The organism is Mesorhizobium sp. P2_D1 (genome assembly GCF_056404455.1).
Map to the genome: position 1 here is coordinate 229,919 of NZ_JBFUDZ010000002.1, position 14,807 is coordinate 244,725.

Annotated in this window: 17 protein-coding genes; 12 read left to right on the forward strand and 5 right to left on the reverse strand. The window is 63.1% G+C overall.

Features of this window, described 5'->3' with window-relative positions; genetic code table 11:
- The first annotated feature begins 71 nt into the window (after positions 1–71).
- Positions 72–911: an LOG family protein gene (locus AC1D0I_RS03675; RefSeq protein ID WP_457152931.1), complete on the forward strand. Its 840-nt coding sequence runs from the start codon at positions 72–74 to the stop codon at positions 909–911.
- Between the two features lie 158 nt (positions 912–1,069).
- On the opposite strand, the gene AC1D0I_RS03680 is transcribed toward AC1D0I_RS03675, so the two are convergent.
- Positions 1,070–1,777, reverse strand: a complete 708-nt coding sequence (locus AC1D0I_RS03680) for a pyrimidine 5'-nucleotidase (RefSeq protein ID WP_457152932.1) — start codon at positions 1,775–1,777, stop codon at positions 1,070–1,072.
- A gap of 161 nt (positions 1,778–1,938) precedes the next feature.
- Here AC1D0I_RS03680 and AC1D0I_RS03685 point away from each other — a divergent pair, with 161 nt between their 5' ends.
- From AC1D0I_RS03685 to AC1D0I_RS03695, 3 genes are all read left to right on the forward strand, one after another.
- Positions 1,939–2,700, forward strand: coding sequence for a GGDEF domain-containing protein (locus AC1D0I_RS03685; protein WP_477302730.1), 762 nt, complete (start codon positions 1,939–1,941; stop codon positions 2,698–2,700).
- A gap of 201 nt (positions 2,701–2,901) precedes the next feature.
- The gene (locus AC1D0I_RS03690; RefSeq protein ID WP_095083471.1) at positions 2,902–3,102 is read left to right on the forward strand and encodes a hypothetical protein; all 201 of its coding nucleotides are present in this window, start codon (positions 2,902–2,904) and stop codon (positions 3,100–3,102) included.
- Positions 3,099–4,538: a GMC oxidoreductase gene (locus AC1D0I_RS03695; protein ID WP_477393135.1), complete on the forward strand. Its 1,440-nt coding sequence runs from the start codon at positions 3,099–3,101 to the stop codon at positions 4,536–4,538. Before AC1D0I_RS03690 ends, AC1D0I_RS03695 begins: the two co-directional genes overlap by 4 nt.
- A gap of 114 nt (positions 4,539–4,652) precedes the next feature.
- Here the strand turns inward: AC1D0I_RS03695 and AC1D0I_RS03700 are convergent, their stop codons facing one another.
- Positions 4,653–4,820, reverse strand: coding sequence for a hypothetical protein (locus tag AC1D0I_RS03700; RefSeq protein WP_184872957.1), 168 nt, complete (start codon positions 4,818–4,820; stop codon positions 4,653–4,655).
- Positions 4,821–4,915: 95 nt separating this feature from the next.
- Here AC1D0I_RS03700 and AC1D0I_RS03705 point away from each other — a divergent pair, with 95 nt between their 5' ends.
- The gene (locus AC1D0I_RS03705; protein WP_477393137.1) at positions 4,916–5,398 is read left to right on the forward strand and encodes a MarR family winged helix-turn-helix transcriptional regulator; all 483 of its coding nucleotides are present in this window, start codon (positions 4,916–4,918) and stop codon (positions 5,396–5,398) included.
- Between the two features lie 4 nt (positions 5,399–5,402).
- Here AC1D0I_RS03705 and phhA read toward each other — a convergent pair whose 3' ends face one another.
- Positions 5,403–6,239 carry a phenylalanine 4-monooxygenase gene (phhA, locus tag AC1D0I_RS03710; protein ID WP_477393139.1) on the reverse strand — a complete coding sequence of 279 codons (837 nt, stop codon included), beginning with the start codon at positions 6,237–6,239 and terminating at the stop codon, positions 5,403–5,405.
- A 139-nt stretch (positions 6,240–6,378) separates the two neighbouring features.
- Between phhA and AC1D0I_RS03715 the strand changes: the two genes are divergently transcribed.
- The 3 genes from AC1D0I_RS03715 (at position 6,379) to AC1D0I_RS03725 (ending at position 9,136) form a co-directional block, all read left to right on the forward strand.
- Positions 6,379–6,855: an Lrp/AsnC family transcriptional regulator gene (locus AC1D0I_RS03715; RefSeq protein WP_457151639.1), complete on the forward strand. Its 477-nt coding sequence runs from the start codon at positions 6,379–6,381 to the stop codon at positions 6,853–6,855.
- Positions 6,856–6,969: 114 nt separating this feature from the next.
- Positions 6,970–8,517 (forward strand): magnesium-protoporphyrin IX monomethyl ester anaerobic oxidative cyclase, encoded by a 1,548-nt coding sequence (gene bchE, locus AC1D0I_RS03720; protein ID WP_477393141.1) that lies wholly within the window; start codon positions 6,970–6,972, stop codon positions 8,515–8,517.
- 220 nt (positions 8,518–8,737) lie between these two features.
- Positions 8,738–9,136, forward strand: a complete 399-nt coding sequence (locus tag AC1D0I_RS03725; protein WP_477393143.1) for a RidA family protein — start codon at positions 8,738–8,740, stop codon at positions 9,134–9,136.
- Between the two features lie 40 nt (positions 9,137–9,176).
- Here the strand turns inward: AC1D0I_RS03725 and argB are convergent, their stop codons facing one another.
- Positions 9,177–10,070 (reverse strand): acetylglutamate kinase, encoded by an 894-nt coding sequence (argB, locus tag AC1D0I_RS03730; protein ID WP_112559011.1) that lies wholly within the window; start codon positions 10,068–10,070, stop codon positions 9,177–9,179.
- A 183-nt stretch (positions 10,071–10,253) separates the two neighbouring features.
- Positions 10,254–11,750, reverse strand: a complete 1,497-nt coding sequence (locus AC1D0I_RS03735) for an amidase (RefSeq protein ID WP_477393145.1) — start codon at positions 11,748–11,750, stop codon at positions 10,254–10,256.
- Between the two features lie 151 nt (positions 11,751–11,901).
- On the opposite strand from AC1D0I_RS03735, the gene AC1D0I_RS03740 reads away from it, so the two are divergent.
- From AC1D0I_RS03740 to msrB, 4 genes are all read left to right on the forward strand, one after another.
- Positions 11,902–12,441: a sigma-70 family RNA polymerase sigma factor gene (locus tag AC1D0I_RS03740; protein ID WP_095083498.1), complete on the forward strand. Its 540-nt coding sequence runs from the start codon at positions 11,902–11,904 to the stop codon at positions 12,439–12,441.
- The gene (locus AC1D0I_RS03745; RefSeq protein ID WP_477393263.1) at positions 12,438–13,166 is read left to right on the forward strand and encodes an anti-sigma factor; all 729 of its coding nucleotides are present in this window, start codon (positions 12,438–12,440) and stop codon (positions 13,164–13,166) included. Before AC1D0I_RS03740 ends, AC1D0I_RS03745 begins: the two co-directional genes overlap by 4 nt.
- A 211-nt stretch (positions 13,167–13,377) precedes the next feature.
- On the forward strand, positions 13,378–13,935 hold the full coding sequence (locus AC1D0I_RS03750; protein WP_477393147.1) for a fasciclin domain-containing protein: 558 nt from the start codon (positions 13,378–13,380) through the stop codon (positions 13,933–13,935).
- A gap of 231 nt (positions 13,936–14,166) precedes the next feature.
- Positions 14,167–14,670 carry a peptide-methionine (R)-S-oxide reductase MsrB gene (msrB, locus tag AC1D0I_RS03755; RefSeq protein ID WP_095083502.1) on the forward strand — a complete coding sequence of 168 codons (504 nt, stop codon included), beginning with the start codon at positions 14,167–14,169 and terminating at the stop codon, positions 14,668–14,670.
- The last annotated feature ends 137 nt before the right edge of the window (positions 14,671–14,807 follow it).

The window sequence follows — 14,807 nt, forward strand, 5'->3', positions numbered from 1 at the left end:
GCTCAATGGGGGTCAATCGTGGCTGCGCCATGGGACGGCGCAAGTGAAGAAATTGGACGGGTAAGGTAATTATGACTCCTATGGAAAAGGCGGGGTGGACGCCGCTGCCGCATTCGGACGAGGATCTGGAGCGGTCGAAGAGCGTGCCGGACACGCCGCAGACGCGTGCCGAGACATACCGGCTCGCCTGGAACGATCCCGAGTTCATGACGCGGCGCGAACTGCGGGCGGTCAGGCTGCAGCTCGAACTCTTGAAGCCGGAAATGATCCTGGCCGAACGCGGCATCCGCTCGACGGTGATCCTGTTCGGCGGCGCACGCCTGCCGGAACCCGGCGGCGAGGCCTGGGCGGCCAAGAACGAGACGCAGAAGAGGAACCTCGAGGAAAACAGCAAATACTACGAGGAGGCGCGCAAGTTCGCGCGGCTGTGCTCGCAGCAGTCGGCGGCGTCATACTACCGCGAATATGTCGTGGTGACCGGCGGCGGGCCCGGCGTGATGGAAGCCGGCAATCGTGGCGCCGACGACGTCGGCGCGCCATCGATCGGGCTCAACATCGTCTTGCCGCACGAGCAGGCGCCGAACGCCTATGTGACGCCGGAGCTCTGCTTCAACTTCCACTATTTCGCCATTCGCAAAATGCATTTCGTCATGCGCGCCAAGGCGGTCGCGGTGTTTCCCGGCGGCTTCGGCACGATGGACGAGTTCTTCGAGACGCTGACCCTGATCCAGACCGGGCGCATGGAGCGCGTGCCGGTGATCCTGTTTGGCAAATCCTTCTGGAAACGCGCGATCGATCTCGATTTCCTCGCCGAACAGGGCACGATCAGCCCGGGCGACCAGGACATCATCGATTTCGTTGACACCGCCGACGAGGCCTGGGGGATCATCAGCCGCTTCTACAATCTGTGAGAGCACTGACGGTTCGAGGTTCATCGAGATTCAGGTCAGGCCGAGCCGAAAACGGTGGGTTCCGAGAACCGGAGCGGAGCGTACGTTCGGGTACGTGAGCACCGAAAGCGCAGGAAGCCGCCGTTTGCAGGCCGGCATCACCTGAATATCCATGAACCTCAGGCGGTGACCTCGACGATCGCGGTCAGGAAGCCGGCGAGGTCGTCGGTGACGAAATCGACATCATCCTCGTTGGCCGGGTCGCGCTCCCAGATCTCGGAAAAGGTCGGCTCGAAATTGCGTGGCACGACGAGCACCGTGGTCATGCCCAGCGACTTCGGCACCGCAAGGTTGCGGGCAAGGTCCTCGAACATCACCGCATTGTGGCCGGTGACGGCGTGGAGTTCGGCGAATTTCTCGTAGGTCTGGCGTGCCGGTTTGGGATTGAGCCCGGCGGCGACGATATCGAAGATGTCGTCGAAATGGTCGAGGATGCCGAGCTGGCGCGCGGTGCGTTCGGCGTGCCTGCGGTCGCCGTTGGTGAAGATGAACTTGCGGCCCGGAAGCTGGCGGATGGCGGTGCCGAGAACAGGATCGGGCACCAGCCACGAATAATCGATGTCATGCACCTTCTCGAGGAAATCGTCGGGGTCGATGCCGTGGCGCGTCATCAGTCCGTTCAACGTCGTGCCATATTCCAGATAGAGCTCCTTCTGCAGCTTGCGTGCCTGCTCGCGAGGCAATGCCAGCAGTTCGCCGACATAGGCGGTCATCTTGACGTCGATCTGCGAGAACAGATTCGAATGATGCGGATAGAGCGTGTTGTCGAGGTCGAACACCCAGTCGGTGACATGAGCGAAGCGGGCGGGGTCAGGCAGCGTGGTCATGCGCTCCTTATGGCATGAAACAGACATTCTGAAAGAGACTTTATCCACAACTTATGCGCGCCGAGAGTCGCGGAAATAGCGTCACCCTTCAAATTTTAAGCATCCGGGAAAGGTAGCCTTCAGGGCTTGCTGGCACAGAGGCAGACCTGTGGGAGCACGCGATGAATAGCATAATTTTGAGATCCGCCGCCGTTGCTTTTGCCTCTGTCGCAGCCTCTCTCCTTTTGACGCTGATCATCGTTCCAGCGATGGGATTTCCGGTCAACCGCACGATCTGGCTGACCACCACGCTCTGTCCGCTGGTCCTCGCCTGGGTCGCCAGCGCAAGCACTTTCTGGCAAAGCGACAGGCTGAAAAGCGCCCATCGCGACCTTGCCCGAGCCCATGCCCAGCTCGCCGCCGCGCATCGCCGCCTGGCGGACAAGGCGAGCCGCGACGACATGACCGGTATGCTCAACCGGGAAAACTTTTTTGCCGCCCTCGATGGTTCCCGCCGCAAGTCCGATCGCGGGGCGCTGCTGATCATCGACGCCGACCACTTCAAGAGGATCAACGACAATTTTGGCCACCTGACCGGCGATGACGCACTGCTCTTGATCGCCAGCGCGATCGAACGCGGCGTGCGCAGCGGCGATGTGCTCGGCCGCATCGGCGGCGAGGAGTTCGGCGCCTTGCTGATCGGCGCCACCGAGCAGGAGGCCAAGCGCGTCGCCGAGCGCATTCGCCGCGAAGTCGAGCTGATCCGCTTCCGGCCCGTCGACGAGCGGACCGTTCCGCTCACGGTCAGCATCGGCGGAACCGTCTGCGGCGAGGACATCAGCGTATCGGACCTGATGCGCGCCGCCGACCGGCGCCTCTACCAGGCCAAGCACCGGGGCCGCAATCTGACGATCCTCGACACGGACATTTCCGAGGCGGCGTGATCAGGCCGCCGATCCACTGGATCCGGCCCGTTAAGGAAATCCTAACCCTGTTCACACTTGGTTACGCCGTTTACCCGGTTTTCGCTGCTTAGCGGGTAGCGTGGCACAATACTGGCTTCTGCCGCGATGCATGTGCCGTTCCGGGACCCGTCGTTCAGGTAACGCCATGCGCCGTCGAAGCCCCCACCCGAGAGACCAGCCATGAGTTTCTTCATCAAGAAAATATCCCGCCGCACGATTGTGCAGGCGTTGATCGCACTGCCTGCCCTGTCCCTGTTCCGCACGCTGCCTGACGCCGATGCCTCGCATGCTGATCCAAACCGAGCCGACCCGACACGGGCCGATCTGAACGAGATCGTCGAGATCAATGGCTGGATCCTGAAGCGGAGCGATCTGGCATGATCTTCGACAGCTACGATGCGTTTCGCGCCGCGAATTTCACTGCCAAGGTCTGCATCCTCGGCTCCGGCCCGGCCGGCACCACCATTGCCCGCAAGCTTGGCGCCGCCGGCATTCCGGTCGTGGTGCTGGAGGCCGGCTCGCGTGAATTCAGCGACGAGTCGCAGGATTTCTACCGTGGCACGACGGTCGGTGATTTCTACTTCGATCTCGACGTCACCCGGCTGCGGTTCATGGGCGGCAGTTCGAACCACTGGGCAGGCTGGTGCCGCGTGCTCGACAAACAGGATTTCGAGCCTAAGGCCTGGGCGCCCGACACGGGTTGGCCGATTCGCCGCGCCGACATCGAACCCTATCTGCCGGAAGTGCACGATATCCTCGAACTTCCCGGTTTCCGGCCGGACGTGCCGGTCTCCGACGACATTCGCTGGGTGCAGCTGATCAAGAGCCCGGCGGTGCGCTTCGGCGAGAAATTCGCTGACGAGCTCGACAAGAGCGGGAACATCGCGGTCGTGCTCAACACCTACGCCACTGAACTTGCCGGCGACGGCAAACGCGTGACGGGCGCCAGGCTGTGGTCCAACGGGCAGGATGCCGGCGCCTTCAGCGCGGACTATTTCATCGTCTGCACCGGCGGACTGGAGAATTCGCGCCTGCTTCTGTGGTCGAACCAGCGCTCGAACTCCGGCGTCGTGCCGAATGCGACGGCGCTTGGCCGCTACTGGATGGAGCATCCGACCTTCGAGGGCGGCAATGCCATCCTGGCCGACTATGGCGAGTTCGAGGTCGATGCCGTCAACGAGGTCTTCTTCTCGCCGACGCTTGCCGCCATGGAGCGGCTACAGATCATGAATTTCGGCATCAGGCTGATCGAGACACCCTATCCGGGCGTCAAGAGCCTGATCGCCGACCTCGCCTGCACGGCGCCAGACATGGCCGAATGGATGTCCGCCAAGCTCAGCCAGAATCTGCGCTGCGCGGCCCAGCTTTATGTTGCCTGGGAACAGGCACCGCTGGCCTCCAACCGGATCGAACTGTCGACGACCGATGTCGACCATGCCGGCGTGCCGCGCATCGAGCTGCACTGGAAGAAATCGGAGCTGGAACACCGCACCCTTCTCGAAGGGCTTAGGCTGTTCGGCACGACACTGATCGAGAAGAATCTCGGCCGGGTGCGCATTGCCGACTGGATTAGCAATGGCGGCGACTACCCGACCAACGACGAGACGGCGGGCCATCATCATATGGGTGGCACGCGGATGGGCACCGACGTCACCAAGAGCGTTGTCGACGCCAACTGCAAGGTGCACGGCATGGACAATCTCTATGTCGGTGGCTCCTCGGTGTTCTGCACGTCGGGCGAATGCAATCCGACGACGACGATCACCGCTCTGGCCTGCCGGCTAGGTGACCATCTGAGCAAGGTGGTCACCGTCTGACGGTTCCACGGGAGCCGGCGCCAGTGATGGCGCCGGCTGATGTGCGGCATCGATTTTTTTTTATGCAATTCCCTGAGGGAAAGCGCTACGCGCCTTTCCCGGAATTGCTCTGGCTCAGAAGCCGTAGACGGCGATGCGCACCAGAACCGCGGCAGCGGCCAGCGCCACGAGCAAAATGCCCAGGCCGATGGGAGATCCCCATCCGTACCATTCCATGGCCAGCTTGGCATATTTGAACTCTTCCTCATGCGAGAGGGGCGTACGCTGTTGAATCAAGCTCATTTTTTCACTCCATGATGGCGGCCGGCTCTTGCCTTGTGGGCGCTGCAACCGCATATTATTGAGATAGTCTAAATGTTAGACAGATTGATAGTTAGATGATCGAAATAAATTCGTCAAGCGAGAATCGGACCGAAATGACGACGGCCATCGGCCTTGCCATCATGCAATGGCAGGACGCGACGCAGGCCTATGACGAGGCGGTGGGGCTGAGGCTGGGGCTGAACATGGCCGAACGCCATTGTATCGGCCTGCTCCATGGCGGCCCGCAATCGGCCGGTGCGATCGCCACCGCAACCGGACTGACGCCGGCGGCTGTCACAGCGCTGATCGACCGGCTGGCGGCGCGCGGCCTGCTTACACGCACCCGTAGTCTCGAGGACAGGCGCAAGGTGGTGATAGAGGCGACCGAGGCCACGCGGGACCTGTCGGCGCGCTATTATGGCGCCATCGCGAAGGAGGGCGAAAAGGTCATCGCGACCTTCAGCAACGCCGAGCTAGCGACCATATCGCGCTTCGTCAACGCCGCCCTCGACCTGCAGCGCGCCCAGCTGGCACGGCTGAAGGCCGAGGCCGGCTGAACGGTCAAACCGTCGCCGGGTCGAGCGCCGGCTGGCCCTTGCGGCGCGCGACGATCGCCTCAAAATCGGCGGTCTGGAAGGCATCGCGCAAGGCGTCGAAGGACGGCAGCACGAAATAGGCGCGCTGGAATTTGTCGATCTCGTAGCCGGTGCGCATCACCGTTTCGAGGTCGAACGGCACGTGGTGGGCGTCCTTGCCGTCGACGGCGAACTGCAACTCGGTAAACGACGACATCAGGCCGGCGCCAAAGGCCTTCAGCTGCTGGCCGTTCTCCTGCATCAGGCCATATTCGGCCGTGTACCAGTAGAGCCGGGTGATCATCTCGTCGCCGCCCAGCGCAATGATGTCGCCGGCCTTGCGGCCATACATCTGCATGAAATCGGCAAACACCGGCTGCGACAGCACTGGTACGTGGCCGAAGAAATCATGGAACATGTCCGGCTCGACGATGTAGTCGAGCTCCTGCCTGGTCCGCAGCCAGTTGGTGACCGGGAAGCGGCGGTTGGCGAGATGGTCGAAGAAAGGTGCGGCGGGAATGAGACCCGGCACGGCGACGATCTCCCAGCCGGTCAGCTTGCGGAGCTTGGCGCTGACGTCCTCGAAATCGGGGATGCGGTCGAGCAGGCCGAGCTTCTCGACGCCGTCGAGATAGGAGTGGTGGGCGAGCTTGCGCGTCAGTTTGGTCTGGCGGTCGCACAGCGTGCGCCACACCGCCTGCTCCTCGGTGCTGTAATCGTAACCCTGCGCTACGGTGAAATCGGCACGGCAAACCGAATAGTCGCCGCGCAACCCTTGCGCCGCACAGTCGCGGGCATATTCGGCAATGCTCATCGTCGTCATGGTTCTTCTCCCTGCAAGTCATGAATGGCGGACGTGCCGAAAGGATAACCGGATCTGCCGAGGCAAATCGGTTTTGATGATGGCTCGAGCGCGATATTCGGGATAACATTCACTCCAGAAACGCTTTCATGGAGTGAAAATGCCTCAATTCGATGATTTCGAGATCAGGATGCTCGAGGTCCTGCAGCGCGACGGGCGCAAGCCGGTGTCCGAACTGGCGCAAGAGATCGGGCTATCGACGACGCCGTGCGCACGACGCTTCGAGGCGCTGCAGGAGGCCGGCATCATCAAGGGTTTTGCCGCGGTGATCAGCCGCCGCGCGGTCGGCCTGATGGTCGAGGTGTTCATTCAGGTGCGCCTTGTCAGCCACAGCGACGGCTCGCCTGAAAGCTTCATCGCCGCCGTGCAGCGCATGGACGAGGTATCGTCATGCTGGACGATGACCGGCGACCACGATTTCCTGCTGCATGTCATGGTGCCGTCGGTCGACGAGCTCAATGCTTTCGTCATGCACCGGCTGATGCGGCTCGACGGCGTGCGCGATGTCCACACCCAGCTGGTGCTGCAGAACATCAAGGGCCCCGGCCACGTGCCGCTCGGCCACCTCAGGCGGTGATGGTGCCTGTCCTGCCCATCCCTGCGGAAAAGCTGCACGCAAACTGCTGAAACGGGCCAATCGGGCGTCCATATCGCCGGCCAACATCCGCGGACCAACTGTCGGAGGTCCGCCATGAAAATCGTCCTGATCAATCCACCGCACACCGCCATCGGCAGCCGCGTGCCGGACGATCACCTGCCGCCGCTCGGCCTGTTGGCGCTGGGCGGCCCGCTCATCGATGCCGGCCATCAGGTACGCCTCGTCGACGCCGAGTTCGGGCCGATGCCGCTCGACATGGTGGTGCGCAATGCGCTGGACGATGATCCCGATTTCGTCCTGATCGGCCATTCCGGCTCGACCTCGGCGCACCCGACCGCCTTGCTGATCGCGCGCATGATCAAGCAGCGCGAGCCAGCGACCATCATCATCTATGGCGGCGTGTTTCCGACCTACCACTGGGACGACATTCTGGCTGAAACGGGCGTCTTCGACTTCATCGTGCGCGGCGAGGGCGAGGCGACTGTCGTGGCGCTGGTCGAGGCGCTGGAAATGCACCAGCCGCCTGCAAGCGTGGCGGGCATCGCCTTTCGCGACGATCTGCGCCGTCCCTTCGCCACGCAGCCGGCAATGACCATCGCCGATCTCGACGCCTACCGTGTCGGCTGGGAGTTGATCGACCATATCAGCTACAGCTACTGGGGCGGCAAGCGTGCCGTGGTCATGCAGTTTTCGCGCGGCTGCCCGCATCTGTGCAATTATTGCGGCCAGCGCGGCTTCTGGACCCGCTGGCGGCATCGCGATCCGGTGAAATTCGCCAAGGAGATCGCCTGGCTGCACCGCCAGCACGGCGTCGAGCTGATCAACCTTGCCGACGAGAACCCCACCGTATCGAAGAAAGCCTGGCGCGCCTTTCTCGACGCCATGATCGCCGAGAACGTACCGGTGCTGATCGTCGGCTCGACCCGCGCCGACGACATCGTGCGCGATGCCGACATCCTGCATCTCTACCGCAAGGCGGGCGTCATCCGCTGGCTGCTCGGCATGGAAAATACCGACGAACAGACGCTTGCATTGATCCGCAAGGGCGGCAGCACCTCATCCGACCGCGAGGCGATAAGGCTGCTGCGCCTCAACGGCATCCTGTCGATGGCGACCTGGGTGGCCGGCTTCGAGGACGAAGGCTTTCGCGACCTGTGGCGCGGCTTTCGCCAGCTCATCGCCTACGATCCCGACCAGATCCAGGCGCTTTATGTCACGCCGCATCGCTGGACACCGTTCTTCAGGATCGCGCGGGATCGCAAGGTGATCCAGAAAGATGCGCGCCTGTGGGATTACAAACACCAGGTGCTGCAGATGACGCGGCTGAAACCGTGGATGCTGTTTTTCAGCGTCAAGCTGATCGAACTGGCGGTGCAGTCGCGACCGAAGGCGCTGGCGCGCATCCTGTTCCACAAGGACCCCGAGCAGCGGCATTCGATGCGCTGGTACACGCAGATGGGGCGTCGCGTCTGGTTCCGCGAAGTCTGGGGATTTCTGGTCCGCGACGGCAGGGTGAAAGACGGCCCGACGCTTGCCGAGTTCTGGGGTGCGCCGCAGGACGCCGAGGAGGAATCGATGACCGTTCGACATCAGGCGCGCAAGCTGGCTTTGCCTGGGATCACTATCTCGCCGAATGCCTGACCGCTCGTCTCTTGAATTAATATACGTCGCGTATGCGTATTGACATACGCAGCGTATGCACCCACATCAAACATACGGGGCGTATGTCAATAGCCGTCCCGCACAGTGGAGCGCAGTGATCCAAAACCCTGAAGCCTTGCGAACGGGTCTCGCCCTGCCTGCGAAGCCAATTCGCGACGCCGAAAGGCCTGGGCTGCCTTGTTTTGAAATGGAGTGAACTATGACCAAACGCGACGCGATCTTCCCTGCCGGCCGGCAGGCTCTCTACGAGATCAACCGCTACTCGGCGGCGATCCGCTCGGGCGACTTCCTGTTCGTCTCTGGCCAGGTCGGCAGTCGCGAGGACGGGTCGGCCGAGCCGATCTTCGAAAGGCAGGTCCAGCTGGCTTTCGACAATCTCGCCGCAGTGCTGAAGGCCGCCGGCTGCACGTTCGACGACATTGTCGACGTGACCACCTTCCACACCGATCCGGCCACCCAATGGCCAGCGATTGACGCCGTTCGACTGAAGGCGTTCGGCGAACCGCCCTATACGAACTGGACCGCGGTGGGCGTGAACTGGCTGGCGGGCTTCGATTTCGAAATCAAGGTCATCGCGCGTCTTCCGCAGCCCGCCTGATCGACAGGCGGCAGCAGAAGACCAAAGGGCCACGTGCGGCTCAGGGCACGATCAGCGTGCCGGCGCCGTGTTCGGTGAACAGCTCGAGCAGCACCGAATGCGGCGTCTTGCCGTTGAGGATGACGACGCCCTCGACGCCGCGCTCGATCGCCTCGATGCAGGTCTCGACCTTGGGGATCATGCCGCCCGAAACCGTGCCGTCCTTGATCAGCGCCTTGGCCTCGGCCACGGTCAGTTCGTCGATCAGCTTCTTGTTCTTGTCGAGCACGCCGGGCACGTCGGTGAGGAACAGCAGGCGCGTTGCCTGGCAGGCGCCGGCGATGGCGCCGGCGAAGGTGTCGGCGTTGATGTTGTAGGTGTGGCCATCGCGGCCGGGTGCCACCGGCGCCAGCACCGGGATCATTTCGGAGCGCGCCAGAAGGTCGAGCAAGGTGCGGTCGACCTCGACCGGCTCGCCGACGAAGCCGAGATCGAGCACGCGTTCGATGTTGGAGTCCGGATCGATCATAGTCTTGCGCGCCTTTTCGGCGAAGACCATGTTGCCGTCCTTGCCGCACAGGCCGATCGCCCATTCGCCCTCGGCGTTGATCAGCGCCACGATCTCCTTGTTGATCGAGCCGGCCAGCACCATCTCGACGATCTCGACCGTCTTCTGGTCGGTGACGCGCAGGCCGCCCTCGAACTTGGATTCGATGCCCATCTTGGCCAGCATGGCGCCGATCTGCGGGCCGCCGCCATGGACGACGATCGGGTTGACGCCCGATTGCTTCAACAGCGCGATGTCGCGCGCGAAAGCCTTGCCGAGCTCGATATCGCCCATGGCGTGGCCACCATATTTCACCACGACCGTCTTGTGCTCGTAGCGCTGCATGTAAGGCAGCGCCCGCGAAAGCAAGGCGGCCTGCATTTCGGCGGTGGCGGTGATTTCCGTCATCGGCGTGGTTCCTGGCTTTTTGGTTTTGTGCATGTCGTCGTCCCAAAACTGCTGTGCACTCTTGGGCGACATGCACTTGGTTTATGCATGATGCATCAGGTAAAGACGGCGGCGTCTTAGCGGGAATTGCGGCCAGCCGCAAATGGCTTTGCTGTCATATTCGAGCGCCTCACGACGTCGTCATCATGACGGCACCCTCAGCGGCGCCCTGCGGCCCAACCAACCCGAGATCTTCTCCATCTGCGCGGCAAGCGACAGCAGTGTCTCCTCGTCGCCCGGCCGGCCCACCGCCTGGATGCCGAGCGGCAGGCCGGCATCGGTGACATGGACCGGCAGCGCGATCGACGGCTGGCCGCTGACATTCTGGATCGCCGGCCAATGGGTGAACCCGAGGCTCTTGTCCATCAGCTGGCCGAGCAATGGCTTCAGCTTCAGCAAGACGGTGAGATGAAGCTTGTCGAGCAGGTTCTCGATGAGTTCGTCAGCGCCTTTCGGGTCCATGGCGCCGCAGGCGAGCGGCGGGTGGGCGATGATCGGCATCAGCACGGCATCATATTGCGCGGTCTCCGCGATCAGCTGTCGCGAAGTCGCATGCAGCCGCTGCAGGCCGGCATAGATCTCGCCGGCCGATACCAGTTCACCGAAGCGAGCGAGGATGCGCGTCGCGCGCTCGATGTCGCCCAGAACGGAACGGCCGACACGCAGCGCCTCGGCCCGCATCGTACCGGCGACGGCCGAGGCCACGCCCGTGGCAAAATCGGCGAAGAAATCGCGCCGGATAAAGGGCAGGTCGATGTCCTCGACCGTATGGCCGCCCTCGCGGGCGAGCGCGACCGCGGCGTCGAGCGCGACAAGCGTCTCGGCCGAGACCGGCAGGCCAAGCGGCGACTTGCGGTACACGGCCAGCCTGAGCTTGCCGGGATCGCGCGCGGCAGCTGCAACGAAGCTGCCCTTGGGCGACGGCGCCGCATAAGGTGTCAAAAGATCGGGACCGTGGGTGAGGTCGAGCAGCAGCGCGCAGTCGCGCACCGAGCGGGTGAGCGCATGGTCGACGACCATGCCGTACCAGCTCTCGCTCACCAGCGGCGTCAGCGGTATGCGGCCGCGCGACGTCTTCAGGCCGACAAGCCCGGTGCAGGCGGCAGGCACCCGGATCGAGCCGCCGCCATCCGAGGCATGCGCCACCGGCACGACGCCGGCAGCGACCAGCGCCGCCGCACCCCCGGATGAGCCGCCGCTGGTATGGCCGGTATTCCAGGGATTGCGGGTGATGCCGAAGGCCTTGGATTCGGTCATAAGCCGAAGCCCGTATTCCGGCGACGTCGAGGTGACGATCGGAATGAGGCCGGCGGCGAGGTAGCGATCGGTCAGCACCGAATTGACATCAGCCCGCCATGCCGGAATACGGCTACCGCCATGCGTCGAGACGCCCTTGATGGCGATGCCGAGATCCTTGATGGCAAAGGGAATGCCGGCCAGCGGCAGCGAGCGGTCGACGGTCTTCGCATGGGCCCGCGCGGCATCGTAAAGCGGCTCCGCCGTGGCGTTGATGTCGGAACGGGTGGCCTCGGCGCGGGCGATCGCCGCTTCGGTCAGCTCGATTGGTGACAACTCGCCCTTGCGGACCAGGTCGGCAAGGCCGGTTGCATCTTGCGCCCACAATGTATGTTCAACCGACATGCGCGTTTTCCTCACCGTGGGAAGACAAGCTAGCCAGTGGCGATTTCATTGGCAATCGACGGACAGATCCGGGCCGGCAATGCGGCAAGTCTGGCGTGCACAAGGCGATTTCCGTCGTTGCAAATACGTTTCAATCCCCTAACTTGCCTGCATGACGCCGCAGGACATCACCAAGCTGATCGTCCGGACTTCGATGAAGGATCGGGCAGCGTTCGATCTGCTCTACCGGCAGACCAGTGCGAAACTTTTCGGCGTCTGCCTTCGTGTATTGAACGACCGGGGAGATGCCGAAGAAGCCCTGCAGGAAGTCTTCGTCAAGATCTGGACGAAGGCGGACCGTTTTGCTGTCTCAGACTTGAGCCCGATCTCCTGGCTGGTGGCGATCGCGCGCAACCACGCGATCGATCGCGTCAGAGCGCGACGCAAGCCCGCCCTCGATATCGATGCCGCGCTCGACGTGGCCGATCCGACGCCAGGGCCTGAAGCGATGGTGGTGGCGGGCGGTGAATCCGAACGCATCCATCATTGTCTCGACGAGTTGGAAAAGGACCGGGCGGCGGCCGTCCGTGGCGCCTATCTCAAGGGCGAGAGCTATGCCGAACTGGCGGAGCGCCATGGCGTACCGTTGAACACGATGCGTACCTGGCTGCGCCGCAGCCTGTTGAAACTCAGAGAATGTCTGGAAAGATGACGCTGGCGGAAGACAACGGACCGGAACGTGGAGGCGACGACCTGCTCGCCGCCGAATACGTTCTCGGCGTGCTGCCGGCGGAGGAGCGGCAGATCGCGTCCAGGCGCATCGATGCGGAGACCGAGTTCGCCCGTCTTGTCGACAGCTGGGAGGTCTCGTTCTCGCCGCTGGCCGCCGCCTACCCGGAAATCGAGCCGCCTGCTTCGGTCAAGGCTGCGATCGATCGCCGCCTGTTCACGTCCACCGCGGCCGTGACCACGCCCACCGAATCGCGCGGCGGGCTGTGGTCCAGCCTGGCCTTCTGGCGCGGCCTCGCAGCTGCGGCGGTCGCCGCTTTGGCGATCTACATCGCCGTGCCCGCTATCAACCCGCCGGTCGAGCAGCCGCAGGCGCGCCTCGTCGCCTCGCTGGCCGCCGATGGCAGCGATGTCAAATATCTCGCCGTCTATGACGCCGCGCATCACGAGGTCGGCCTGTCGCATGTCTCCGGCGAGCGTGCCGCCGGCAAGGACTTCGAGCTGTGGATGATCGAAGGCAAGAACCCCCCGGTCTCGATGGGCGTCATCCCGGCCGGCGCGACAGCGCATATTGTCGTCTCGCCGGCAGCCCAGCAGAAGCTCGCCCAGGGCGCGGTGCTCGCCGTCAGCCTCGAGCCGGCAGGCGGCTCGCCGACCGGCCAGCCGACCGGACCGGTGGTCGCGGCGGGCGATCTGAAGAGCATCTGATCGGCACCGCTGACATAGAAGACTTTCAGTCTATTTTTCGCATATGATGTCTAACCGCGTCGGCGAGCGGACAAAACGCATTGTGTGAAAATCACTCTGCGGTGCAAATAAACTTAAAAAATCCTGATGTTTCTGAAACTCCCGCATTTGTAACCCGTATCTCCTCGCGTCCCCAAGGTTGGGAAGAGAAAAACCCGAGGAGTTTGACATCATGCGTAAATACGCCACCCTTTTGCTTGCCAGCGCGATCGCTGTTTCCGCTCTTGCCACTGCGGCCTATGCCGAAAACCCGATGGTTGGCGGCGCTGCCATGTTTGCCAGCAAGACCATCGTCGACAACGCCGTCAATTCGAAGGACCACACGACGCTGGTCGCGGCGGTCAAGGCGGCCGGCCTTGTCGACACGCTGCAAGGCGCTGGTCCGTTCACGGTGTTTGCGCCGACCAACGACGCCTTTGCCGCGCTGCCGGCCGGCACGGTCGAAAAGCTGCTCAAGCCCGAGAACAAGGACAAGCTCACCAAGATCCTGACCTGCCATGTCATCGGCGCCAAGGCGATGGGGGCGGACGTCGCCGCGATGGCCAAGGCCGATGGCGGCACCCACAAGGTCAAGACGGTTGGCGGCTGCGAACTGTCGCTCAAGGCCGACGGCGGCAAGGTCACCGTGACCGACGAGAACGGCAACGTCGCCAATGTGACGATTGCCGATGTCGAGCAGTCCAATGGCGTCATCCACGTCATCGACAAGGTTCTGCTCCCCAAAATGTAAAAAGGGGGGCGAAGATGTAACACGGGGCCTGCTGCCGACGAAATTGCAGCAAGGGCTCTCCGTCGATTGCATGGTCTCGCTCCCGCGACCCGCAACCGGCCCGCGCACTCCGCGCCGCCCACGTTCAGATGTGGAACGGCGCGGAGTGTTCGTTCGAGGGCCACCGTCACCGGCTTTTGATTTCCGCGTGGCGGTATAGTTTGGCAAAAGAGACGACAGGAGGAACTGGTCATGAACCGTCGCGACTTTCTTTTGAGCGGTGCCGCCGCCATCGGCGTCGCCGGGGCTGCCGCAACGATGCTGCGCATGGGCAAACCACAGCCCGCACAGGCTGCCGAAACCTTCGAGGTCACCAAGACCGATGCCGAGTGGAAAGCCATCCTGTCGCCGGCCGCCTTCGACGTGCTGCGCAAGGAGGGCACGGAATATCCCGGCACCAGCCCGCTGCTCAACGAACATCGCAAGGGCATCTTTGCCTGTGCCGGCTGCGACCTGCCGGTCTATCCGTCCGAGACGAAATTCGATTCCGGCACCGGCTGGCCAAGCTTCTGGCAGGAGATTCCCAAGGCCATCGGCACGACCGTGGACAGGTCGCTCGGCATGACCCGCACTGAGGCACATTGCCGCCGTTGCGGCGGCCATCTCGGCCACGTCTTCGATGACGGCCCGGCGCCGACCGGCCTGCGACACTGCATCAACGGCGTGGCGCTGACCTTCAAGCCCGCCACGGCCTGAGATATCTCATTTTGACGCAATTCCGGTGCTCCAATCGGAATACGAAAAAACTCCGGGCTTGCGGCCCGGAGTTTTTTTGCGCGGTCAGAGCTTTTCGGGCGTGGACTGGAGGAGCTTCCCGAAACTGCTGTCCACGT